This window comes from Flavonifractor sp. An52 (assembly GCF_002159385.1).
Classification (GTDB): domain Bacteria; phylum Bacillota; class Clostridia; order Oscillospirales; family Oscillospiraceae; genus Flavonifractor; species Flavonifractor avicola.
The window spans coordinates 124,053-148,953 of sequence record NZ_NFIB01000002.1 but is presented as its reverse complement, the minus strand read 5'-3'; the positions used below and the strand labels follow the sequence as shown (position 1 = coordinate 148,953).

Sequence of the window (24,901 nt, the reverse complement as noted above, 5' to 3'; positions counted from 1 at the left end):
TTTCCATTGATGCCGCGCAGCGGCGTTTGTTCTATTATTATACCGGATAGTTTCGGAGAATACAAGGTATTTCCATAGGAATCGGAACAATATTTCCCCTTTTGTTCCGAAGCGTACGCCGCCGCCCGGGGTTTTCCCGGGCGGCGGCAGGGTGGTCTTTTCTTCAGATATCTTTGTTCTGGGGGATATCAGGCAGAGAGTTAAAGCCCTTTTGCAGATCCTCGTCGGTGGGAATATAGTCGGTCATCTTGCCGGTGAGGTAGTTCTCATAAGCAGTCATATCAAAGTAGCCGGTGCCCGTGAGGCCGAAAAGGATGGTCTTGGCCTCGCCGCTCTCCTTACACTTGAGGGCCTCGTCGATGGCTCCCTTGATGGCGTGGGCCGACTCGGGAGCAGGCAGGATGGTCTCCTGCTTGGCAAAGAGCACCGCCGCCTCAAAGACCTTGGTCTGCTCGTAGGCCACCGCCTCCATGTGCCCGTCGTGGTACAGCTTGGACAGGACGGGACTCATGCCGTGGTAGCGCAGGCCGCCGGCGTGGTTGGCGGAGGGAATGAAGCCGCAGCCCAGGGTATACATCCGGGCCAGAGGGGTCACCCTGCCGGTGTCGCAGAAATCGTAGGCGTACTTGCCCCGGGTGAGGGAGGGGCAGGAGGCGGGCTCCACCGCCACGATGCGGGGGTTCTTCACGCCCTTGAGCTTGTCGGCCATAAAAGGGGCGATGAGTCCCCCCAGGTTGGAGCCGCCGCCGGCGCAGCCCACCACCACGTCGGGGTACTCCCCCAGCTGCTCCATGGCGATCCTGGACTCCAGGCCGATGATGGACTGGTGGAGGAGCACCTGGTTGAGCACGCTGCCCAGCACATAGCGCTTCTTGCCTTCGCTGTTGAGGGCGGCCTCCACCGCCTCGGAGATGGCGCAGCCCAGGCTGCCGGTGGTGCCCGGGTTCTCCGCCAGGATCTTGCGGCCTACCTCGGTGAGGTTGGAGGGAGACGGAGTGACGTCGGCGTCAAAGACCCCCATCACCGCCTTGCGGAAGGGCTTCTGCTCGTAGGAGCACTTCACCATAAACACGTCGCAGGTCAGCCCGAAGTAGGAACAGGCCTCGCTGAGGGCGGTGCCCCACTGGCCGGCCCCCGTCTCGGTGGTGACACCGGTGAGGCCCTGCATCTTGGCGTAGTAGGCCTGGGCCACGGCGGAGTTGAGCTTGTGGGAGCCGGAGGTGTTGTTGCCCTCAAACTTGTAGTAGATCCTGGCCGGGGTGCCCAGGGCGCGCTCCAGGTTGTAGGCCCGGATCAGAGGCGAGGGCCGGTACATCTTGTAGACCTCCTGGATCTCCTCCGGAATGTCGACATATTCGGTGGTGCCGTCCAGCTCCTGCTTGGCAAGCTCGGTGCAGAAGATGGGGGCCAGATCGTCCACTCCCAGGCTCTGGAGGGTGGCGGGGTGAAGCATGGGGTCGGGCTGCTCCGGCATGGCCGAGCGCAGGTTGAACCAACGCTGAGGCATCTGGTCTTCGGTGAGGTACAGGCGGTGAGGGATCTTGGTCATGTTCATGCACTCCTTCAAGTTTGGTTTTGCGGGAGAGGGCACGAAAAAACGCCCTCGTCCCAAAGATTCTCTGGGACAAAGGCGTGATAAAAACCTCTGCGGTGCCACCCGGATTGACGCATAGAAACAATGCGCCCGCTCACTTTCGCGTGCCTGCCAGCACACGCTCCCCTGATAACGGGTGGAGTCCCCGTCGCGCTACTCGGTTTCCCTTTCGCAAAGCCCTCAAAAGTCCATTCACCCGGACGCCGCCTGCCGCGATCCCACCACCCGCGACTCTCTGTGAGGCCTTGATACCGGACTACTCCTCTTTCTCATCGGTTTGACGATTTAGTTTGGCATAGTATACCGCCCCTTTTTCTCTTTGTCAAGGGGTAATTTTGATTTTTTTGCGCTACCGGCCCGCCGCCGCCTTGGCGGCGCTTACCCGCTTGCCCGGCTTGTGGCTGCGGCGGAAAGCCTTGGCCGCCTCGCACACCACCACCGGCGTTACCGCCAGACCGGCCACCACCCCCCAGGCCCGTGGGGACAGAGACACAGTGGAGAATACCGTCTGGAGGGGGGGCACCAGCAGCACCGCCAGCTGCATGGCAAGGCCGATCAAAAAGGCTTTGTTCATAGCCGGGTTGGAGGTCACTCCCAGCCGGAAAAGGGACGCCTCCTCACTGCGCACGTCAAAGGCGTGGAAAAGCTGACACAGGGTCAGGGTAGCGAAGGCCATGGTGTTGCCCGCCGCCAGGGAGCAGCCCGGCAGCACCCAGGCCCCCAGCACATAGGCCGCCAGGGTGAGGGCCCCCACCATCACCCCCTGCCAGGCCAGCCGGAAGGCAAAGCCGTGGGCAAAGAGGGACTCCCCCGCCTGCCGGGGCGGCCGGTCCATCACCCCCGGCTCCACCGGCTCCACCCCCAGGGCCAGAGCGGGCAGGGAGTCGGTAACCAGATTGAGCCACAGCAGCTGGACCGGGGCCAGGGGCATCTCCGGAAACCGGAACAGGGTAGCCAGAGCAATGGTCAGAATCTCCCCGATGTTGCAGGAGAGCAGATAGTGGATGGCCTTTTTGATGTTGGCGTAGATCCCTCTCCCCTCCTCCACCGCTGAGACGATGGTGGCAAAGTTGTCGTCGGTGAGGATCATATCCGCCGCCCCACGGGCCACGTCGGTGCCTCCCTTGCCCATGGCGCAGCCGATGTCGGCAGCCTTGAGGGCGGGGGCGTCATTAGTGCCGTCTCCGGTCATGGCCACCACCTTCCCCCTGGCCTGCCAGGCCTTTACAATCCGTAATTTATGTTCTGGAGATACCCGGGCGTATACCGCGAATTTGTCCACTTCCTCCTCCAGGGCGGGCTGGGGCAGAAAATCCAGGTCCTCGCCGGTGAGGGCCCGGTCCCCATCCCGGCAGATGCCCAGCTCTTTGGCCACCGCCACGGCGGTAAGCTTGTGGTCACCGGTGATCATCACCGGCCGTACCCCCGCCCTGTAGCACTGGTCCACCGCCCGGCGCACCTCCGGCCGGGGCGGGTCCATCATGCCCAGCAGCCCCACGAAGGTGAGGCCCCGCTCCAGGCTGTCGCTGTCCAGACTATGGGGCAGCCCCTCTATATCCTTGTAGGCCACTCCCAGCACCCGCAAAGCCTTGCCCGCCATGGCCTCGTTGCGGGTGGTGATCCGCCGCAGGGCGCTCTCGGCCAACCGGCACCGGCGGGCCAGCACATCGGGAGCGCCTTTCACCATCACCCGGTATCCCCCGCCCGGCTTACTATGTACCGTGGTCATGAGTTTTCGTTCGGAATCAAAAGGAATTTCCCCTTTTCTGGGCCATTCCTCCCCTAATTTATTCTTATCCAGTCCAGCCCGTGCTGCTGCCTCCACCAGGGCGGCCTCGGTGGGATCGCCGGTACACACCGGGCTCTTCCCCTTCCAATTCAGCTCGGCATCACCGCACAGGGCCCCGATGGTGAGGGCCAGATCCCGCTCCCCCTGGGAGGGCGTCCAGATATCCACCACCGTCATTTTATTCTGGGTCAAGGTGCCTGTTTTGTCGGAGCAGATCACCCCGGCGCACCCCAAAGTTTCCACCGCAGGCAGCTTTTTGACGATGGCCCGCCGCTTGGCCATGCGGCTTACCCCCAGGGCCAGCACGATGGAAATGATGGCGGGCAGGCCCTCAGGGATGGCGGCCACCGCCAGAGATACGGCGGTGAGGAACATTTCCAGCAGATTCCGCCCCTGGAGCAGCCCCACCCCGAACATCACCGCGCACACGCACAGGCACAGGAAGGACAGGGTCTTGGAAATCTCCCCCATCTTCTTCTGTAAAGGTGTTTCGCTTTCCCCCTTATCCATCAAGAGACCGGCGATATGACCCACCTCGGTATCCATTCCGGTGGCGGCTACCAGACAGGTGGCCCGGCCCCGGGTGACCACCGTGGCGGAGAGGAGCATATTGCGCCGCTCTGCCAGGGGGGTGTCGGCGGGCAGGGGTCCCAGGGCTCCCTTGTTTACCGGGGCGGACTCGCCGGTCATGGCGGATTCGTCAGCCTGGAGTCCTGCCGCCTCCAGGATGCGGCAGTCGGCAGGCACCAGGTCCCCCGCCTCCAGACGGATCACGTCGCCGGGCACCAGCTTGTCCGCCTCCACCCGGGTCAGCACCCCGTCCCGCAGGGCGTGGGCCGCCGGGGCGGACATCTGGCTCAGGGCCTCCAGCGCCTTGCGGGCGCTGTCCTCCTGGGACAGGGAGATAATGGCGTTCACCGCCACGATGCCCAGAATAATGGCGGCGTCCAGCCAGTCCTCTCCCCCGCTGGCCCACAGGGACAGGGCCGCTGCCGCCAGCAGCACCAGGATCATGGGGTCCTTCAGCTGGCCCAGCAGCCGGGCCAGGAAGGACTTGTCCTTCTTGTGGGCCAGTTTGTTGGGCCCGTGGGCCACCAGCCGCCGGGCGGCCTCCGCCCCGGTCAGTCCGCCCTGATTGCTTCTCAATTCCTCCAGCGCCCGCTTGGCGCTGCACGCATACCACTGTGTCATGGTGACCGCTCCTCGCCTGTTTGTTTTCCAGCTTTTGGATACAGTATAGCAGGCCTGTCCCCCGGAATTGAGGGAAACCTGGCGGGGCGGACACGCAAAAAGCGGCCCCCGCGTGATGCGGGGGCCGCTGGAGACTGTCGAAAAAGTGGCACACCACTTTTTCGAGGGGGGTGCAGTCTGCCGCGCGCAGGGCCTGTCCGCTGGAGGCGGACAGGCCCCACACTTGCAGCCTGAGAAGTGTTTTCATCCACGCACAGGTCGCGGCTGAAAACGGATTTGACTTTATTCGCGCCTGCGGGCGCGAACTCTGCGAGGCTTTTTTCGCAAACGGAAGCGGCCCCCGCGTGATGCGGGGGCCGCTGGATTCATTGTGCGATCTCCCAATAGGCAAACTGGAAGAACAGATTCTGCTGGGTGGGCGTCATATTGGAGACGGCGTTCCACTGGGAGAGCACGGACCAGTTTTTGAAGCAGATCACCGCGAAGGGTGGCTCCTCCGCCAGCCGGGCGTAGAGCTGACGGGCGCTCAGGTCCCGGCTCTGGCCGTTGGTGGCCCGATAGGTCTGGAGCAGCTGGGCGGCCTGAGTGTCGCTGTAACCTCCGTAGTTGAGGGAGCCTCCGGCGGTGATAAGGGCGGTGAGATCAAAGTCGGCGGTAAGCCGCACCTCCCCCAGGTAGAGGTCAAAGTTCCCGCTCTGAAGGGCGGAGACATAGGCGTCCCAGTCCAGCTTGGTGAGGGTGGCCCGGATGCCCAGATCGTTGAGGCCGTTGACCAGATGCTGAGCCGCCGCCACCCGGTCCTGATTTTCGGCGGACACCACCAGCTCCAGGCTGAGTGTCTGCCGTCCGTTGACCCAGCCGCTGTCGGTGGCAGTCCAGCCCGCGGCGGTGAGGGCCTCGGCCACCGCCTGGGAGGAGTAACTGAGGGCGGAGGCCTGATCCTCATGGTAGAGGGCGCTGCCGGGGTGGACCGGCAGGGCGGCAGGCTGGGCGTGGCGGGAGAAGATGGCGGTGGATACCGACTCTCGGTCAAAGGCCCGCAGCAGGGCCTTCCGCACCCCGGCGTCGGCGCAGGGGCCGCTGACGGTGTTGAAGCCCACATACACCATGGTGGAGGTGGGATAATCCAGGGTATCAAAGGAGCCGGAGAAGCCCAGGGCATTGGTGGCGGTCAGGTCGGTGGACACCAGGGAGATCTCCTTGGTGTCGAAGGCGTGGATCAAATCGTCTGCCTCCTGAATGGCCTGGAGAGGAATGGTGTCCACCGGCAGCTTCTCCCCCTGCCACCAGCTTCCGTTGGCGGTGAGGGACAGGTCGTTGCCGCTGCCGGTGAGCACATAGGGCCCGGTGCCCAGCGGGGTGCCGCCGGTCACCTTGACGATGGGGATGTCCAGCAGGGCTGGCAGGGACCCGTTGGCCCGGGTCAGGGTCACGGTCACCGTTCCCTCTCCCGCCGTGATGGCGCCAATGTCGGCAAACCGGGCGGAATAAAGGGTGCTGGAACGGGCGGTCTCCAGGGAGGAAACCACCTCCGCCGAGGTGAGGGGGCTGCCGTCGGAGAAGGTGACGCCGCTGCGCAGGGTGAAGGTCCAGGTCAGCCCATCCTCCGAGGCGGTATAACCGGAACACAGCACCTGACTGACCTCAAACTGCTGATCCAGGGCAAACAGTCCCTCGTACATCAGCCCGCCCAAAGACAGGTTGGTGCGGTTGCCGCCGGTGATGGGGTGGAACCCGGCCTGAGGGTAGCAGGCCAGGGTAAATTCCGCCGTCTCAGAGGTTGGGGCGGCGGAGACGGTGGGTTCCGGCGTGGGGGTAACCTCCGGCTCCGGCCCGCCGGTACAGCCCGCCAGGACCAGGCAGAGGGCGGCCCCCAGAGCAGCCAGAATCCGTCGTGTTCGTTTGTTCAAGGGCAGCCCCTCCTGTCTCAATAGGAAAGGGCGGGCGGCTCATCACCGCCCGCCCCTGTGATTTGATTATAACAGTGCGATCATTGCCGCCTGGCTGCCCCGTTCTCCGTGGGTCACACGATGGGACCAGTATTTCTCCGGCAGGCAGGCGGTACAGTCGCCGGACACGGCGATGTGCTCGGGGTCCAGACCGGCGTTCTCCAGCCGCTTGGCGTTGAGAGCCTTCAGATCCACATGGAACTTGCCGGTGGGCAGCACCTGGATGCAGTGGAGGGCGGAGGCCCCCATGGCCTCGGTCATAGCGTTGGGCACGTCCTCGTGGGTCTCAAAGCAGCACTTGGAGATGCCGGGGCCGATGGCGGCCAGAATGTCCAGCCGGTCGCAGCCGTAGCAATCCACCATCCGCTCCACCGCTTTGGCGGCGATACCCAGAGCGGTGCCCCGCCAACCGGCGTGGACCGCCCCCACCACCCGGCGCACCGGGTCGTAGAGCAGAATGGGCAGGCAGTCGGCGGTAAAGACGGTGAGCACCACGCCGGGGATGTCGGTGACCAGGCCGTCGGCCTGCCAGGGCTCCGGCTCATCCAGGGCAATGCCCAGGTCGGCGGTGGTGACGGAGCGCACCGTGTCCCCGTGGACCTGGCTGGCGCACACCACACCCTTCACATCGGCGCCGATGGCGGCGCAGAAGCGGCGGTAATTCTCCGCCACTTTGTCCGGCTCGTCTCCCCGGTTCATGCTCAGGTTGAGGGAGGCAAACTTCCCCTCCGACACCCCGCCCAGCCGGGTGGAAAAGCCGTGGGCCACTCCGCCGGCGGCCTCAAAGCCGTCGCAGGACAGATAGAGCAGGCCATTTTTGTTGTGTTCGATGATGTTCATGGAGTCCTCCATCCGGAAATCGAAATCCGTTTTTCCGGAAATTCATTTTTCGGAAAAACACCACGACCCGCGCCGCGGGGCGCGAAACCGGGGGTATCGAGCCAAGTCGCCGGCGTTTTGCCGGCACGCAGGCTCGTATCTAGGGGGTCGGAGGCGCCGGGGGCGCCTCCGATAGAAGTCCAGCGCAGCCACACTTCACTTTTGGGATACCCCCTGGACGGTCCTCAGTCCTCTTCGTGCATCCCGCAGCACTTCTTGTACTTCTTGCCGCTGCCACAGGGGCAGGGATCGTTGCGGCCGGGCTTCTTGCCCTTCTTGACGGGCTGCTTCTTTACGGTGCCGTCGGCGCCGGCGCTCTCGCCGGTGACCTTGGCCACCCGCTCGCGCTTGACGGTGGAGCCCACCTGCACCCGGGCCAGGAAGATCCGGCGGAGGGTCTCCTCCTGGATGGCGGCGATCATGCGCTCGAACATCTCGTAGCCCTCGCGCTTGTACTCCACCACAGGGTCGTTCTGGCCGTAAGCCCGCAGGCCGATGCCCTGACGCAGCTCCTGCATGGCGTCGATGTTGTCCATCCAGTACTCGTCCACCACCCGGAGCATCATCACCCGCTCCAGCTCACGCATGAGGGGCTCGCCCAGCTCGGCTTCCTTCTTGCTGTAGACCTCGGTGGCCTTCTCCAGCAGCAGCTCCTCCAGCTGGGAGGCGTCGTACTTCTGCAGCTCCTCGTCGTCGAACTTGTAGTCCTCGGGGGTGAGGAACAGCCCTCTGAACTGGGCGCACACCTCCCGCCAGTTCTCGGCGTCCATGTGCTTCTGCTCGCCCATGTGGGCCGCCACCTCGTTGGAGATGACGGTGGAGAGCATGGTCTGGACAGCCTCCTTCAGGTTCTCGCCGTCCAGCACCTTGCGGCGCTGCTCATAGATGACCTTACGCTGGGTGTTCATCACGTCGTCGTACTCCAGTACCGTCTTACGGGTCTGGAAGTTGCGGGACTCCACCTGCTTCTGGGCGTTCTCAATGACGTTGGACAGCATCTTGGAGTCCAGGGGGGTGTCCTCATCCATACCCAGCCGGTCCATCATGCCCATGACCCGCTCGGAGCCGAACAGGCGCATGATGTCGTCCTGGAGGGAGAGGAAGAACCGGCTCTCGCCGGGGTCGCCCTGACGGCCGGCACGGCCCCGCAGCTGGTTGTCGATGCGGCGGGACTCGTGGCGCTCGGTGCCCAGAATGAACAGGCCGCCGGCGGCACGGACCTTCTCGGCCTCCTCCTTGATCTCGTCCTTATACTTGGCCTCCGCCTCGGTAAACATCCGGCGGGCCACCAGGATCTCCTGGTTGTCGGTGTCGGCAAAGCCGGTGGACTCGGCGATGAGCTCGTCGGACAGTCCGGCCTTCCGCAGTTCGGCCTTGGCCAGGAACTCGGCGTTGCCGCCCAGCAGAATATCGGTACCACGGCCAGCCATGTTGGTGGCCACGGTGACGGCGCCCAGCTTACCGGCCTGAGCCACGATCTCGGCTTCCTTCTCGTGGAACTTGGCGTTCAGCACGTTGTGGCGTATGCCCTTGCGCTTGAGCATCTCGGAGATCTGCTCCGACTTTTCGATGGAGATGGTGCCCACCAGCACAGGCTGGCCCTTGGCGTGGCACTCCTCGATCTGCTTGACAATGGCCTTGTACTTGCCGGCCTCGGTCTTGTACACCACGTCGGGGTGGTCGATGCGGGCCAGAGGCTTGTTGGTGGGGATCTCCACGATGTCCAGGGAGTAGATGGTACCGAACTCCTCCTCCTCGGTCATGGCGGTACCGGTCATACCGGACAGCTTGTTGTACAGGCGGAAGTAGTTCTGGAAAGTGATGGTGGCCAGAGTCTTGGACTCACGGGCCACGGTGACCCCCTCCTTGGCCTCGATGGCCTGATGGAGGCCCTCGTTATAGCGGCGGCCGTACATGAGGCGGCCGGTGAACTCGTCCACGATGATGACCTCGCCGTCCTTCACCACGTAGTCGATATCCCGCTTCATCAGGCCCCGGGCCTTAATGGCCTGGTTGATGTGGTGGGACAGGGTGGTGTTCTCGGGATCGGCCAGGTTCTCGATCTGGAACTGCTGCTCAGCCTTGGCAATACCACGGGCGGTGAGGGTGACGGTGCGGGCCTTCTCATCCACGATGTAGTCGGCGTCCACGTCCGGGTCCTCTTCCTCCTTGGTGTCCACCTTGGCCACCCGCTGGCCCTTCAGGCGGGCCACGAAGGCGTCCACAATGGTGTACAGCTGGGTGGACTTGTCACCCTGGCCGGAAATGATGAGGGGGGTACGGGCCTCGTCGATGAGGATGGAGTCCACCTCGTCCACGATGGCAAAGGCGTGGCCCCGCTGCACCATCTCGGTGGCGTAGATGCACATATTGTCCCGCAGGTAGTCGAAGCCGAACTCGTTGTTGGTGCCGTAGGTGATGTCGGCGGCGTAGGAGGCCTTGCGGTCCTTGGGCTGGATGTCGTGGATCACCAGACCCACGGTGAGGCCCATGAAGCGGTAGACTTTACCCATCCACTCGGAGTCACGCTTGGCCAGGTAGTCGTTGACGGTGACGATGTGGACACCCTCGCCGGCCAGGGCGTTGAGGTAGGCGGGCAGGGTGGCCACCAGGGTCTTGCCTTCGCCGGTCTTCATCTCGGCGATACGGCCCTGATGGAGGATGATGCCGCCGATGAGCTGCACCCGGTAGGGCTTCATACCCAGCACACGCCAGGCCGCCTCCCGGCAGGCGGCAAAGGCCTCGGGCAGGATATCGTCCAGGGTCTCGCCATTGGCCAGACGCTCTTTAAATTCAGGAGTCTTGGCCTTGAGCTGCTCATCGGTGAGCTTGGAGTACTCCTCGTCCAGGGCCTCGATCTTGTCCACGATGGGTTTGATGGCCTTGAGCTCCTTGGCGGAGCTGGTGCCGAACAGCTTTTTCAACAGTCCCATGTGATTGTTTCACCTTTCTGATCTTCCACAGCGCAAAACGCGGCTGTTGACATTGATTCAGTTTCCTAGTATAGCATAACCCCTGAAAAGAAAAAAGAGTAAATTGTGAACAAATTGCATGATCTACCCTTTTCTGTTCCAGATCGCGGGTCTTATTCTCTTTATGCAAAAAGTGTGCAATTCCGCACACCTGCCGGTGGAGAAACTATGATACACTCTTTCCAAGTCCCCGACCGGGTAGTATAATGGATGACAGTTACCTTTTTATAAATTGTTTCTATCCCATAAAGAAAGGAGGGGCGCTGTGAAAACCACGGATGAACTGCGCAATGCCATCCGCTCGTCCTCGGATCCCGCCATGCTGGCGGGGGGCGCCTTTACCCCGCCGGACTATACTTTTTACTTATACGGCCTGCTGGAGCGGCGGGGCTGGCTGGTGAAGGACGCCATCCGGGCCTGCTATCTGGAGCGGTCCTACGGCTACCAGCTCTTTAACGGCACCCGTCCTCCCACCCGCACCTTTTTGCTTCGGCTGGCTCTGGCCCTGGACCTGGGGGAGGAGGAGACCCAGAAGCTGCTCACCCGCTGCGGCAAGGCCTCCCTCTATCCCCGCAGCCGGTTTGACGCGGCGGTGCTCTACGGACTGACCCACCACCTAACCCTGGAGGAGACCGACGAGCTGCTCCTCTCTCTGGGAGAAGGGGGGCTTCTGTGAGCCGCACCGAGGATTTTTGTCAGGACTACAAGCAGGTGGTGGACAGCCTGGAACTGCCCGACCGTATCGCCCTCGTCTACCGGCCGGAGGCCTGTCTGGCGGAGCGGGAAAGCCGCAGCGTGTGGCTCCTCCGCCGCCGGTGCGACGAGGCTCCCTATGTGCTCAAGATTGCCCGGGAGGGGGGCGAGGACCTAGAGGAGGAGTTCCGGCTGCTCACTCAGCTCTACCCCGCTCTGGCGGGCCGTGTGCCTTTGGCCACCGACTGCTTCCGGCAGGAGCAGACCGTCTATCTGGTCCGCAGCTACCTGCCCGGGGAGTCTCTGACCCGTTATCTGGACCGCACCGGCCCCTGTGACGAGGCAAGCTGCCGTCAGATGGGGCTGAAGCTTTTATCCCTGCTGGACCAGCTCCACCGGATGGACCCGCCCATCATCCACCGGGATATCAAGCCGGACAACATCATTATAGGACCCGACGGAGATGTGGGGCTCATTGACTTCGGCATCGCCCGACAGTACAAGCCCCACCGGGACAGCGACACCCGCATTATGGGCAGCTCGGTCACCGCCGCCCCCGAGCAATACGGCTTTGCCCAGACCGACGAGCGCACCGACCTGTACGCCCTGGGCGCCACCCTGATTTGGACCCTCACCGGCTCCTACGACCGGGACAGTCTGGAGGCGGCTCCGGTATCCCGGCAGCTGAAGGGGGTCCTGCGCAAATGCACTGCCTTCAGTCCCGACGACCGCTACCCCACCGCCGCAGCGCTGAAGGAGGGGCTGGGCGGCAAGGCCCGCGGGAGGCAGCGCAAACTCGTAGCGGCGGTCTGTGCCCTGGCCCTGTGCCTGGGCGGCGTGGGGGCCGTGGCCCTGCCCCGGATGCAGGGGGTTCAGCCGGTGGAATTTTCCTCCTACTGCCTGGAACTGGCGGTGCGGGAGGAACTGGACCGCCCCGACGGGGAGATCACCTACGGCGACCTGAAGCAGGTGGAGCGGCTGGCTCTGCTGGGCAATGAGGTGCTGGAGGACCCCTCGTCCTACTCCTATTATATGAATGATATGACCGGCGACACCTCCCGGGGAGATGTGTCCGACCTGTCCCTGCTGGCCAGTATGCCCAACCTGGAGGAGGTATGGCTGTGCCGGCAGCAGATCACCGACCTCTCTCCGCTGGAGGGGCTGCCCATCACCACTCTGGTGCTGTGCGACAACTCCATTGAGGACCTGTCTCCCCTCTCCTCCCTCACCAGCCTGAGCACCCTGTGGCTGGGGGGCAACACCCCCTCCGACCTGACCCCGCTGGCGGGGCTCACCAGGCTGCGGGACCTGAACCTGGACGGGGTGGACGACAGCGGCCAGTTCACCCCCCTGGACAGTCTGGCGCCTCTGGCCGATCTGCCTCTGGTCCGTCTGTCCCTGGGCTGGCGGACGGTGTCCGACGGAGACTGGTCGGTGCTGGGTACCCTGCCCCTGCTGGAGGAGCTCTCCCTGTGGGGGCCGCCGGAGGAGGCGGTGTCCGCCCTGGCGGAGCGGGACCTGCTGCCCATTCTCAACGTGGGCCTGCTGCCCTGTGAGGACCTGTCCATTCTGGCGGGCTGCCAGGTGGTGGATCTGCGGCTCCACGCCGGACAGAACTCCCTGACCGGCGCGGGAAACCTGCCCCGGCTGCGCAACCTGGGGCTGTTTGCGTCCAACGTCACCAACCTCTCCCCCCTGGCCCAGGCCGAACTGCTGGAGACCTTCTGCTTTAACGGCCCCGCCGTCCCCGACTTCTCCCCCCTGTCCGCCCTGCCCCGGCTCAATCTGGTACTGGTCCCCCAGTCCATGGCCGATGTGGCGGAACAGGCCTGCCCCGGCCGGGTGAGCCTGCTGAACTGAGTCGTACACAGTGTGCATATATGCACACCAATCCTGCCAGGAACTATGGTATCATCACCATAGTTCCTGGTTTTTTATTCATACTTTTCCACAAAAGGAGGTACACGGATATGAAATCCCATCCCTTCCGGGGCACGCTGCTGGCCGTGGTCCTGGCGCTGGCCCTGGCGGCGCCCGCTCTGGCCTATGACGACACCGCCGGTCACTGGGGCGCGGAGGCCATCGACCGCTGGAGCCAGGAGGAGATCCTCCAGGGCTACGGCGGCCAGTTCCGTCCCGACGCGCCCATCACCCGGGGCGAGCTGGCAGTGATTCTGGACCGGCTGATGGACTATCAGACCCAGTCCGACACCGCCTATCCCGACGTGGAGGCGGACAGCTGGTATGAGGAGGCGGTGCTGGGGGCCGCCGCCGCCAACATTCTCCAGGGGGACGGCACCTCCCTGCGGCCGCTGGACCCCATCACCCGGCAGGAGGCGGCGGTGCTGCTGGGCCGGGCTCTGGGCGTGACGGAGAACGCCGCCGGGCTGGAGGGCTTTACCGACGCCGGTGAAGCGGCCAGCTGGGCCACAGGCTATCTGGGCGGCATGGCCCAGGCCGGCATCCTCAAGGGCTATGAGGGCAAGATCATGCCCGCCGCCACCATCACCCGGGCGGAGGTGGCCCAGCTGCTGGACAACGCCGTTGCCGCCCGCTACCATGAGGGCGGCAGCTACACCGCCGACGCCAGCGGCAACGTAATTGTCAGCGCCGCCGGAGTCACCCTGTCCGACATGACCATTGACGGCAACCTGATTGCCGCCGAGGGCATCGGCGACGGGGACCTGATTCTGGACAACGTCACCGTAACCGGGGCCCTGGTGGTCCGGGGCGGCGGCGAGCACTCCATCATCATCAAGGGCACTTCCTCCGTCAGCACCATCACCGCCCAGCGGCGGGACGGCGGGGTGCGTCTGTCGGTGGAGGACGACGCCTCTGTAGAGGTCATCACCATCAACGACGGCTCCGACGCCGTCATCGTGGCGGGCACCGTTGGCACCCTGAATGTGGACGGGGCACAGGCCCAGGTCACTGTGGCCGGTACTGTGGGCAGCGTCACCGTCTCTGAGCAGGCCCAGGGGGCCAGCATCACCGTGGCCGGCGGGGCCAAGGTGGACAATCTGACCGCCGCCGCGCCCGATACCGCCATTACCGTAGGCAAGGGCGGCACGGTGGAGAGCGTCACCGCCGACGGTGCGGGCACCACCGTGTCCGGCTCCGGCAAGGTGAACAACGTCACCGCCAACGCCGACAATGTGGCCGTGTCTACCCCCAATACCAAGGTGGAGGCCTCTGAGGGCACCTCCGGCGTCACTGCCGGGGACAAGGACGTGGCCGGCGGCTCCTCCGCCACCACCCCCGGTATTTCCGGCGGCGGCTCTTCCTCCGGCGGCGGCAGCTCCGTCTCCTACTACACCGTCACCTATCAGTTCCTGGATGAGGTGCTGGGCACCGAGCGGGTGGCCAGCGGCGGCCATCCCACCGGCAGCGGCATCACCGTGCCCGGTAAGGTGGGCTATGATTTTACGGGCTGGAAGGTGGAGGGCGAGTGGCCTCCGGTGGAGTTGAGCGATATTACCGTCACCGGCAATGTGACCCTCTATGCCCAGCTGTCCGCCGTGCCTGACGGCACGGTGACAACCACTACCGAGGGCATTACCATCGGCGAAACCGACCCGGAGACCTTGCTGAACCTGGTCTCCGGCAACCTGACGCTCAACGAGGAAGGCAACTATGTGCTCACCCTCCAGCTCAAGGCCCCGGAGGGCGTGGAGTATAACAATGACGTCCCCGTGCTGCGCCTCACCACTTCGGTGGACGGTGTGGAGTGGCCCTGGGAGGAATTCACCTATTCCGAGGCCTTTGGGGATGACGGCGTCTTCACCTATGAATACACGGTGGCCCCGGAGGGCGCCACCTCTTCCACCAAGATGCTCACCATCTTCCTCAAGTGGCACGGTCTGGAGGACATCAGCATGGGCGGCTGGGCCACCGGTCTGGACATGAGCGGCCTGACCCTGGGCAGCGCCAATCCCGCCCAAACCGTGGCCACCATTGACGGCGTGGGCTACTCCTCTCTGGAAGCTGCCGTGGCCGCCATCCCGGAGGGCTCCCAGGGGGGCGACCTCTATCTGGTAAGCAACTACACCCTGACCCAGGGCATCACCATCCCCGAGAACTGGACCCTGGGCATCAATGAGGGGGTCACCCTGACCATTCCGGAAACTGTCACCCTGGACAACCTGTACGCCATCCTGAACCGCGGCACCATCAACGGCGGGGGTACCCTGCGCAGCGGCAACACCATCTGGAACCGGGGCACCATCGACTGCACCGTGGTCAACTACCAGCCGGAAGGCTCGGACTGGGCCGTGGAGTACTACCAGTACGCCCAGTGGAACGGCGAGGGCTGGAATCTGGCCCCCCTGCCCCACATGGAAAATGAAATCGACTGCTCCATCTTTACCGCTTTCAACTTCACGGAGGACCTGAACGGCAGCGATACCGCTCTGGCTAAGGCCATCGACTGCATCAACGACATCCCTGAGGACGCAGGTTACACCTTCCACCTGCTGGAGGTCCGCTGCCAGCTCACCGTCAATACCCCTCTCACCCTGCCCGCCAACACCAGCCTGGCCCTCATGGGGGGCGAAAACCGGGGCATTACCATTGAGTCCGGCGGCAGCATTCTCAACGGCAATGTGGAGATCATCACCTTTGACGGCTATCCCGTGGCTCAGCTCACCGTGAAGAGCGGCAGTACCCTGACCGGCGAGCTGTACATCACCGGCAATATTGAGGAATGCCTGGTGGTGGAGGATGGAGCCACTGTGGAATGCACCCTCTTCCAGCGGAACACCCAGGAGGAGGAGTACCGCCCCATCGGTGAGGCGGAATATGACGGCCGGTTCTGGCTCACCCTGGAGGATGCCCTGAATGCCGCTCAGGCCGACGGCGGCGGCGAGGTAATCCTGCTCCAGAACGCGGCGGTAGAGGGCAATCTGGTAATCCCCGCAAACGTGGTCCTGTGGAACGACCGGTTTGACCTCACCGTCACCGAGACCATGACGGTGGACGGTGAAGTCCACATCCAGGGCGGTACCACCGTCACCGCCGACTCCCTGGCCCTCCCCCTGGAGGGGCAGAGCCGGGTCTATGTGGACTATGACGCCGCCCTGAATGTTTCCGGTCTCCTTACTCTGGACGGTGAGCTGTACATAGACGGCACCGGCCGCGTCACCGCTGACAAAATAGACATGAGCGCCGGGGCCTTCTATTACCACGGCATCAGCGCCAACGACGACGGCAGCTGGGCCATTCCCGACCATCCCCCCATTGAGGCCGAGGACCCCAGCCGGGTCAACTGCGCCCTGAACTTCCCCGATCTGGGGAACGACAACGAGGCGGTGGACGCCATGATCCGTGCCTCCATCGAAGCCGTACAGAACAACAATACCTACGGCAACTACTACCTGGAGCTGCGCAACAACTACACCCTGGCCGCCGGGGAAACCCTGACCCTGCCCGATAACGTGACCCTGCTGGTCCGGGACAGCTCCGACAACTGGGAGCTGGAGGAGCAGACCCCCTACCTCATCACCATCGAGGGTACCCTCACCGGCGGCAAGCTGGACTTTGCCAGCAGCGGCTTTGAGGGCTTTGCGGGCCACACCTCCCTGATCATCAAGGACGGCGGCACCGTCTCCTGCAACCAGTACTGGCTGGAGGGGGACGACAAGCTGGTGGTGGAATCAGGCGGTAAGCTTATGGTCCCCGACTTTGTCGAAGCCGAAAACGACGGCGGCTGGATGTACCTGGTGGACGGCATGAACCTGGTGATTGACCAGGGCGGTACCATGACCTGTTCCGGCATCCTGCGCATCTGGCCGGGCAGCACCCTAACCATCAATGGCACCATGGAGCTGGCCGGCGACGCCCACGCGGGCTACCAGGGCGATATCAACGGCACCGGTTCTATTACCGGTACCGGCACCCTCCAGGATCGGGGCGGTAACCTTACCGTTACAACCATTGGCTCTGATATCATCCAGGATGCCTATAATTCCGAACCCTAAATCTTTCCAAACTTCCTTCCCTTCCCAATGCAGCAGGGCCCGGCGTATCACGCCGGGCCCTGCTGTTTTCCTTCCGGTGTGTACGAGTGTGCTGTTATGCACACCACTTTCTTACAGTACTGTGGTATGCTGGTTTCAGCTTGCAAAACCCGCAGTTCACGAAAGGAAGTGTCTCTATGAAGAAAAAGACCCGCGTGGCCGCCCTGGCTCTGACCCTGGTGCTGGGCACCGGCACCGCCGCCCTGGCCGCCGGTAATCTGGTCAACATCGCCGTCAACCCCGGCATGAAGCTGTCCATCGACGGCGAGGCCTTTGTGCCCACCGACGTCAACGGCAAGGAAGTGGATGTATTTGCCTACAACGGCACCACCTATGTGCCCATCCGTGCCATCAGTGAGGCCTTTGGCAAGGCCGTCAGCTACGACGCCTCCACCCAGACCGCCGTCATCCAGTCGGTGCTGCCCCCCTATGACCCCGACCAGGTGGACTATGTGCTCAGCGTAGCCCCCGAGACCTATACCGACGAAAACGGCAACCCGCAGACCTGGTACAACGGCGTGGGCTACGAGTTCCGCTGGTGGCTGCCCGAGGAGCAGCAGAACAGCTTTACCGTCAAGCAGGTGTCCGGCCAGCTGCCCGACGGCATCACCCTGGTGGGCGACCACCTGGAGGGCGAGTGCCAGGGCGTGGCAGAGGCCGACGTGACCTTTACCGTCACCCCCAGAAACGGCGAGGCCGTCACCCGCACCCTCCACTTCCAGTTTGTGGAGCCCAGTGAGTTTGCGGTAGCCCCCATCATCCTGTGGGGCAAGGTAGGCGATCCCGTGGACCGGGCCGGCATCAACTCCTTCTATGACGGCATCTTCTACACCGCCGACGACCTGACCGCCGACCGGGAGATCCCCGGCTCCTCCCCCATCGGCACCCAGGCCGCTCTGGACGCCCTGGCGGAGTACGGCCTGTCTTTGGACTATGAGGTCCAGGAGAATGAGGACGGCTACCGCTGGGCCGACAAGTACCTGACCGGCACCTTTACCCAGGCCACCGACGGCTGGGTGAAGATCTCCATCCCGGTATACGCCACTGCCGGTTCCTCCAACCCGGACTTCCCCATGGAGGAGAATTTCTGGTACGCCAACGATGCCGACGGCAATCCCTATGTGGTATCCGGCACGGTGGACGTGTATCTGAACATCGTCGGCTTCTGATCCACGATTCCCATCTTTCTTTCCCTATACAGAAGGGGCCCGGCGCAATGCGCCGGGCCCCTTCTGCCTGTTTTACGGTTGGTCTGCCGGGCTTTGCGCCCCGGTCTTGCCGTAGTCCTCCATTACCTTCCGGCCCCACTTCAAGGGGTCCTCCCCCTTCTTGAGCCGCAGGGCCAGATAGGGCTTCTCTCCGGCGGAGAAGAGCAGCCGTCCCCGGTAGTGCTCCAGGGCGCACAGGGCGCTCACCCGCTGGAGGTCAAAGCCGTCCAGGTAGAATTGCAGGCCGCCTCCCTGCTGGCGGATCTGCACCACCCCATTCTCGGCGGCAGCCGCCCGCAGCAGAGCCACCGAGATCAGGTTGTTCACCGTCCGGGGCGGGTCGCCGTAGCGGTCGATGAGCTCGTCGGTGACGTCGTCGGCGTCGGCCTCGGTGCGGATGGCGGCGATCCGCCGGTACAGGTCCATCCGCTCCTCCGGGGAGGGGACATACCGGTCGGGAATGGAGGCCGCCACGCTGAGGTCGGCGGCGCACTCGGTGCGCTTGGGGATGGGCTCGCCCCGCTCCTCCAGCACCGCCTCCTCCAGCAGCCGCAGGTACATATCATAGCCCACGCTGAGCATGAAGCCGGACTGCTCCGGGCCCAGGATGTTGCCCGCCCCACGGATCTCCAAGTCACGCATGGCAATCTTGAAGCCGGAGCCGAACTCGGCAAACTCCCGGATGGCCCCCAGCCGCTTGGAGGCCACCTCGGTGAGCACCTTCCCCTGCCGGTAGGTCAGGTAGGCAAAGGCCCGGCGGGTGGACCGGCCCACCCGGCCTCTGATCTGGTGGAGCTGGGCCAGGCCCATCTTGTCCGCGTCCTCAATGATGAGGGTATTGGCGTTGGCGATGTCAATGCCGGTCTCGATGATGGTGGTGCACACCAGCACATCCACCTCGCCCTCGCTCATGCGGGTCATGACCTCGTTGAGCTCCTCCTGGCTCATTTTGCCGTGGGCCACCGCCACCTCCACGTCCTCCCCCAGCATCTCCTTGATGCGGGCGGCGGTGCGGGTGATGGTGTCCACCCGGTTGTGGAGGTAGTACACCTGGCCGCCCCGCTCCAGCTCCCGGCGGGCGGCATCCATCAGCACCCCCCAGTCGTGCTCCAGCACATAGGTCTGCACCGGCTGGCGGTCCATGGGGGGCTCCTCCAGGGTACTCATGTCCCGGATGCCTGAGAGGGCCATATTGAGGGTACGGGGAATGGGGGTGGCCGACAGGGTGAGCACGTCCACCTGCTTGGACAGCTCCTTGAGCCGCTCCTTGTGCTGGACGCCGAAGCGCTGCTCCTCGTCGATGACCAGCAGTCCCAGGTCCTTGAATTTTACGTCCTTCTGGAAGAGCCGGTGGGTGCCGATCAAAAGGTCGATCTGCCCGGCTTCCAGCCGCCGCAGGGTCTCCTTCATCTGGGCGGCGGTGCGGAACCGGCTCACTACGTCGATCTCCACCGGGTACTTGGCAAAGCGCTGCTTGGCCGACAGGTAGTGCTGCCGGGCCAGCACGGTGGTGGGCACCAGAATGGCGGCCTGTTTGCCATCCAGCACGCACTTCATGATGGCCCGGAAGGCCACCTCGGTCTTGCCGTAGCCCACGTCGCCGCACAGCAGCCGGTCCATGGGCCGGGCGGTCTCCATGTCCCGCTTGATCTCGGCGATGCACCGCAGCTGGTCGTCGGTCTCGGCGTACTCAAACTGCTCCTCAAACTCGTGCATCCACTCGGAGTCGGGGGAGAAGGCAAAGCCGGGCTGCCGCTGCCGCTGGGCGTACAGCTGGATCAAGCCCTTGGCCAGGTCCTTCACCGCCTTCTTGGCCTTGGACTTGGCCCGTTCCCAGTCGCCGCCCCCCAGCCTGGACAGCTTGCGCTTCTCGTTGGCGTCCTCGCCGCCGCCGATATACTTGCTCACCAGGTCCAGCTGGGTGGCGGGGACATACAGGATATCGGTGCCGGCATAGGCGATCTTTACATAGTCCTTCTCAATGCCGTCCACCACTTTCTTGGTCATCTCCACGAAGCGGCCCACGCCGTGGTGCTCGTGGACCACCAGGTCCCCGGGGGAGAGGTCGGCGTAGGACTTGAGCTTCTGCCGGTTGGTGGCGGGCTTGCTCCGGCGGCGCTTGCCCAGGGCGGACTGGCCCTCGGTGAGCACCGCCAGCCGCCCCACCGGGTACTCCATGCCGGCGGTGACGCCCCCCACGGCAATGACCGCCTTGCCGTAGCCGGGCAGGTCGTGAAGCTCAAAGTCCACGGCGGTGGTCATCTTCTGCTCCCGCAGCAGGGCCTGGAGGTTGAGGGCCCGCTGCTGGCTGCTCACCAGCACCACGGTGCGGAAGCCCTCGGAGACGTAATGGGCCAGGTCGGAGACGGCGGTCTCCAGGCTGGCGCCGTAGGAGGGCAGCTGCTTGGCCAGCAGGTTGAGCACCGTCCGGGGCCGTCGGGGATAGGTGGAAGCGGCGAAGGCGTCCAGGTAGCACACCGGCCACTCCTCCAACACCTGCCACAGCTCCTCGGGGGTGCGGGCAAAGTCGGCCAGATCCCCCGCCAGCTCGCCCCGCTCCATCAGGGACTTGGCGTCCTCCCCCAGCTGCCACAAGTAGTTTTTCCCCCGCTCGGCCACCCGGCCGCTCTCGCTGAAAATCACCACAGCGTCCTCCGGCAGGTAGTCGGCCGCCGTGGCCATCTGGGGGTAGATGAGGCTTACATACCGGTCCATGGCCGGGAAGGAGGTACCGGCGTCCAGCCGCTCCCGGTCCTCCTCCAGGGTCTGGACCAGCTTTTCCGACCCCTTACGCTTGCGGGTACGGGCGATCAGCTTGTCCAGGCCCTCCAGCAGCCCCGCCCAGCCGCCGGGGGTGAACTGGGGCAGCACCTCGGCGGCGGGCAAGATCTCCGCCTCGCTGATGTTCTGGATGCGCCGCTGGGTGTCCGGGTCGAAGAAGCCCATGGCGTCCACTTCGTCCCCGAAGAACTCCACACGCACCGGCTTCTGATGGGCGGGAGAGAAGAAGTCCAGAATGCCCCCTCGCAGGGCGAACTGGCCCACGCCCTCCACCTGCTGGCACCGGGCGTACCCGGCGGCGGTGAGGGTGTCGGTGAGCTCGTTCAGGTCATGGGCCTCCCCCATCCGCACTACCTGGGCGGCCTGGGTGAGCAGGGTTTTGGGGATGGTGCGCTGGAGGAGGGACTCCACCGTACACACCAGCAGGGGGCACTCCCCCGCCGCCAGCGCCCGCAGAACAGACAGCCGCCGGTGCTCATACTGCCGGGACACCACCGCCGCGTTGTGGAAGGTGAACTCCCGGGCGGACAGGGTGGCCACCTTCTCCCCGGAGAGAGCGGCCAAATCCTTCTCCATCCGCTGGGCCTCCCCCTCGTCGGCGCACACCACCACCACCGGCCGCTCCAGCTCCTGATGGAGCCCGGCGGCAAAGTGGGCCCGGTGGACCGCCGACAAGCCGGAGAAGGCCACCGGGCAGGCCCCGTTGTCAATGGCCGCCGTCAGGGCACAATATTCCGGGATATCCTTCAGCGCGGACAGCAGTTGTTTCATGGTACACCTCGAAGATATAGAAAAATTTGGAAGTTATAAGCGCACCTTACCCCGGTGCAGGGGGCAGCCTCAGGGGGCGTCCCCCTCCGCCTGGCGGCAGAGGGCCAGAATGCCCTCCACCGTGCGGAAGGAGTCCCTGGGCACACGGGTGGGCTGGATCTGGATGCCCAGATCCTCCAGCCCTTCCAGCAGGTCGATCATGGCCAAGGAGTCCAGGATGCCCTCCTCCAGCAGGTCGGCTCCGGGGCGGAGGGCGTCCCGGGTGCCGCAGACCTGCACCAGCAGGTCCCGGATCACATCGTCACCCATCATCATAGCATCTCCTCCAGCCGTTTCCGGTCGCATTTTCCGTTGGGGGTCAGGGGCAGCCGATCCAGCAGCTTCCACTGACCGGGGATCTGCCAGGGGGGCAGCAAATCCGCCAGGGCCTGAGCCAGCTTCTCCGGCTCCAGCCCGGCCCCCTCCACAAAGGCGGTCAGGCCCTTCACCTGTCCCGCCCCATCCCGCCGGGGGAGCACCGCCGCCCGCTCTACCTGGGGCAGGGCCTCCAGCACCCCCTCGATGCGGGCAGGTTCCAGCCGGTACCCCTTGTACTTCAGCTGTAAATCCCGCCGCCCCGCCCAGTAGAGCAGTCCGTTTTCCACATAACCCAGGTCCCCTGTGGAATACTTCCCACCAAACCGAGGGGAAACACTGGCTCCGGTGAGGATGATCTCCCCTTCCTCCAGGGAGATATCCACAGCCCCCTCCCCAACTGTGCCGATGGGCAGAGGCCCACCGCACATCTCCCGGGAAATAGGAACAGCACATACGGCGCAAGTGGCCTCGGTGGGGCCGTAGGCGTTGAGCAGCGTCACGCCGGGAAACCGGTCCAGCAGCCGCCGGGCGGCAGCGGGGGGCAATACCTCCCCGCAGGAGAAGACCGTCCGCAGACGGGGCAGCTGTGCAGGACCGAAGGAGGGCTCCGTCAGGCACAGGCGCAAAAAGGAGGGGGTGGCCACCAGCAGGGACACTTCGCTTTCCTCCAACCGGCGGAAGAGGGCCGTAAAATCCTCCTTTTCCGCCGGGGTGAGGGCCACATGGGTGCCGCCCCCCAGCAGAGCCAGATAGAGGTCGGCCACCGACAGATCAAAGGACCAGGCCGCCTGACCTACCGCCGTCCCGCCCAGGACGGCGGCAATCTCCGGCAGGGCGAAAGCCCACCGGAGGAAGTGTTCCAGATTGCTCAGGCTCACCTCCACCAGCTTGGGCGTTCCGGTGCTGCCCGAGGTAAAGATCTCATAGGCGATGCGGTTAGGGTCGTCGGGGAGCGGGCAGGACAGATCGGAGGAAAAGCCCTCCTCCGCCGTCCGCCGGTCCAGCAGAACCGCCCCCGCCTGCTCCAGCAGCTCCCGCTGTCCCGCCGGGGGCAGCAGGGGGTCCAGGGGCAGATAGGGCCGCCCCGCCAGCAGGCAGGCCACAAAGGCCACCGGCACCCAGACCTCCGCCGGGTCGCCCACCAGGGCCACCGGGCCGGTCCCCTGCTCCCGCAGTTTGGCCGCCAGGCCCTGGGCCATAGGCCACAGTTCTCCCCAGCGGATGACCTGCTCCCCCGCCCTCAGGGCGGGACGGTCCCCCAGGGCGGCACTGTGGGCCTTGATTCGTTCCAGCAGCATAGCCCTCTCCTTTCACCGCTCCAACATCTGATCCGCCGGGATGAGAGTAGGATCAAAGAGTACCTTGGAGTGGTTGTCCAGCAGCAGCTCCCGGCCCACTTCCTCACCGGTGGCCCGGTCATAGGCCACCCGGTAGACCTGGCTCACCCGGTAGTATGTCTCCCCCTCCCGGACATAACCGCTCCCCTCCTCCCGCAGCCGGTAGCGCAGGGGGAAGGGGTTCGTCCCCCGCAGCTCGCCGCACAGGTCGTCCTCCTCCAGCCACACCCGCAGCTGGACCGGCTGGTCGGTATCGTTGCGGAAGCGGTAATCCACATGGGGGTAAAAGATGGAGGTGCCGGTGCCGAAGGGCACCCGGCGGCGGTCGTCGGGAAAGAGGGCGTCCGAGTGGTGGTGCAGCTCGGTGACGGTCAGGGGGCTGTGGAGCACCAGGTAGTGGATCAGGTTGGCCAGCTGGCACAGCCCGCCCCCCACCGACCGGCCCAGGTTCCCGCTGGCGATGGTGAGTCCGTCCTGGTAACCCTTCCGGGCGGAGGGCTTGCCCACCAGGCGCCAGAAGGAGAAGCTCTCCCCCGGCGCCACCACCACCCCGTCGATGCAGGCGGAGGCCAGGGCCAGATTGGTCCGCTTGCTGCGCTGCAAATCCATGTCCACTCCGGTCAGACGCCGGAGCACCGGGGAGCGGTGCCCCTTGAGGAGCACGGGCAGCTCCTCTTCACACCGCCAGGTGGACCAATGTACCCCACCCCGCCGGTCGGCCAGGGCCTTGCGTGCCCCCTCTTTCCACAGGGAGATCCGGTAGCACACCGGACCACACTGACAAAACAGCCTGCGTCCCGCCATGGAGACCACCTCCCAAATCCGGCGCGCCCCTCTGCAAAAAAGGAGCGGGCGCGCCCGCTCCTTCTATCCTAGCATCCCCGTCGGGAATTGCAAGTTACGATTTGGCAACAGCGGCCCACAGGTTCACAGCCGGCGCATCATGCGCCACTCCCGGTAGGTGGTTCCGTCAAAGGTATACTGAATCTCTCCCACGGTTTGAAAGCCCAGCTTTTCGTACAGCTGATAGGCCGCCGTATTTTCCAATTCCACATGAAGATAGAGCTCCCCCACCTTCCTCTCTTCTCTCATAAAGTCCAGGAAGCGGAGCACTGCCTCTTTGCCCAGTCCTTGCCCCTGATACTGTGCGCCGATCATAAACCGGCTCATGCACCAGCCCGGAATTTCGGGGTCATAATCAAACAGAACAAAGCCCACCATAGTGTCATCAGAATAGACGGCCCTGGTGTACAGGCCCTCTTCAAACCGGGCCTCCACCAAAGAGCGGGCATTATCCGCCACAAAGCCGGTCTGGTCGTCTCTTACCTTCAGGCAGATGCAATCCATGTAATTGCTTTGATCAATT

General features: G+C 64.4%; 14 protein-coding genes. 4 read left to right on the top strand and 10 right to left on the bottom strand.

Going from position 1 to position 24,901, the window contains the following annotated elements; all coding sequences use genetic code 11:
- Positions 1 to 163 precede the first annotated feature (163 nt).
- The 5 genes from B5G06_RS01470 to secA form a co-directional block, all read right to left on the bottom strand.
- Positions 164 to 1,549 (bottom strand): TrpB-like pyridoxal phosphate-dependent enzyme, encoded by a 1,386-nt coding sequence (locus tag B5G06_RS01470; protein WP_087187331.1) that lies wholly within the window; start codon positions 1,547 to 1,549, stop codon positions 164 to 166.
- 394 nt (positions 1,550 to 1,943) lie between these two features.
- Entirely contained in the window at positions 1,944 to 4,574 is a 2,631-nt protein-coding gene (locus B5G06_RS01465; RefSeq protein WP_087187330.1) for a cation-translocating P-type ATPase, read from the bottom strand.
- A 365-nt stretch (positions 4,575 to 4,939) separates the two neighbouring features.
- Positions 4,940 to 6,484, bottom strand: a complete 1,545-nt coding sequence (locus tag B5G06_RS01460; RefSeq protein WP_087187329.1) for an ABC transporter substrate-binding protein — start codon at positions 6,482 to 6,484, stop codon at positions 4,940 to 4,942.
- Between the two features lie 66 nt (positions 6,485 to 6,550).
- Entirely contained in the window at positions 6,551 to 7,363 is an 813-nt protein-coding gene (pgeF, locus tag B5G06_RS01455) for a peptidoglycan editing factor PgeF (RefSeq protein ID WP_087187328.1), read from the bottom strand.
- A 224-nt stretch (positions 7,364 to 7,587) separates the two neighbouring features.
- A complete protein-coding gene (gene secA, locus B5G06_RS01450) occupies positions 7,588 to 10,335 on the bottom strand; it encodes a preprotein translocase subunit SecA (RefSeq protein ID WP_087187327.1) in 2,748 nt (915 codons plus the stop codon).
- 304 nt (positions 10,336 to 10,639) lie between these two features.
- On the opposite strand from secA, the gene B5G06_RS01445 reads away from it, so the two are divergent.
- The 4 genes from B5G06_RS01445 (at position 10,640) to B5G06_RS01430 (ending at position 18,250) form a co-directional block, all read left to right on the top strand.
- Entirely contained in the window at positions 10,640 to 11,050 is a 411-nt protein-coding gene (locus tag B5G06_RS01445) for a hypothetical protein (RefSeq protein ID WP_087187326.1), read from the top strand.
- On the top strand, positions 11,047 to 12,927 hold the full coding sequence (locus B5G06_RS01440; protein ID WP_087187325.1) for a protein kinase domain-containing protein: 1,881 nt from the start codon (positions 11,047 to 11,049) through the stop codon (positions 12,925 to 12,927). The genes B5G06_RS01445 and B5G06_RS01440 overlap by 4 nt, the downstream gene beginning before the upstream one ends.
- A gap of 110 nt (positions 12,928 to 13,037) precedes the next feature.
- Positions 13,038 to 17,042: an S-layer homology domain-containing protein gene (locus tag B5G06_RS01435; RefSeq protein ID WP_158094650.1), complete on the top strand. Its 4,005-nt coding sequence runs from the start codon at positions 13,038 to 13,040 to the stop codon at positions 17,040 to 17,042.
- A gap of 176 nt (positions 17,043 to 17,218) precedes the next feature.
- Positions 17,219 to 18,250 carry a stalk domain-containing protein gene (locus B5G06_RS01430; RefSeq protein WP_087187323.1) on the top strand — a complete coding sequence of 344 codons (1,032 nt, stop codon included), beginning with the start codon at positions 17,219 to 17,221 and terminating at the stop codon, positions 18,248 to 18,250.
- Between the two features lie 72 nt (positions 18,251 to 18,322).
- Here the strand turns inward: B5G06_RS01430 and mfd are convergent, their stop codons facing one another.
- The 5 genes from mfd to B5G06_RS01405 form a co-directional block, all read right to left on the bottom strand.
- Positions 18,323 to 21,841: a transcription-repair coupling factor gene (gene mfd / locus B5G06_RS01425; protein WP_087187322.1), complete on the bottom strand. Its 3,519-nt coding sequence runs from the start codon at positions 21,839 to 21,841 to the stop codon at positions 18,323 to 18,325.
- A gap of 69 nt (positions 21,842 to 21,910) precedes the next feature.
- Positions 21,911 to 22,156, bottom strand: coding sequence for a phosphopantetheine-binding protein (locus tag B5G06_RS01420; protein ID WP_158098710.1), 246 nt, complete (start codon positions 22,154 to 22,156; stop codon positions 21,911 to 21,913).
- Positions 22,153 to 23,496 (bottom strand): AMP-binding protein, encoded by a 1,344-nt coding sequence (locus B5G06_RS01415; protein WP_087187320.1) that lies wholly within the window; start codon positions 23,494 to 23,496, stop codon positions 22,153 to 22,155. The genes B5G06_RS01420 and B5G06_RS01415 overlap by 4 nt, the downstream gene beginning before the upstream one ends.
- A gap of 12 nt (positions 23,497 to 23,508) precedes the next feature.
- Complete coding sequence (locus tag B5G06_RS01410; RefSeq protein WP_087187319.1) at positions 23,509 to 24,339, bottom strand: VanW family protein; 831 nt, start codon at positions 24,337 to 24,339, stop codon at positions 23,509 to 23,511.
- 123 nt (positions 24,340 to 24,462) lie between these two features.
- Positions 24,463 to 24,882, bottom strand: a complete 420-nt coding sequence (locus B5G06_RS01405) for a GNAT family N-acetyltransferase (RefSeq protein ID WP_242955304.1) — start codon at positions 24,880 to 24,882, stop codon at positions 24,463 to 24,465.
- Positions 24,883 to 24,901: the final 19 nt, after the last annotated feature.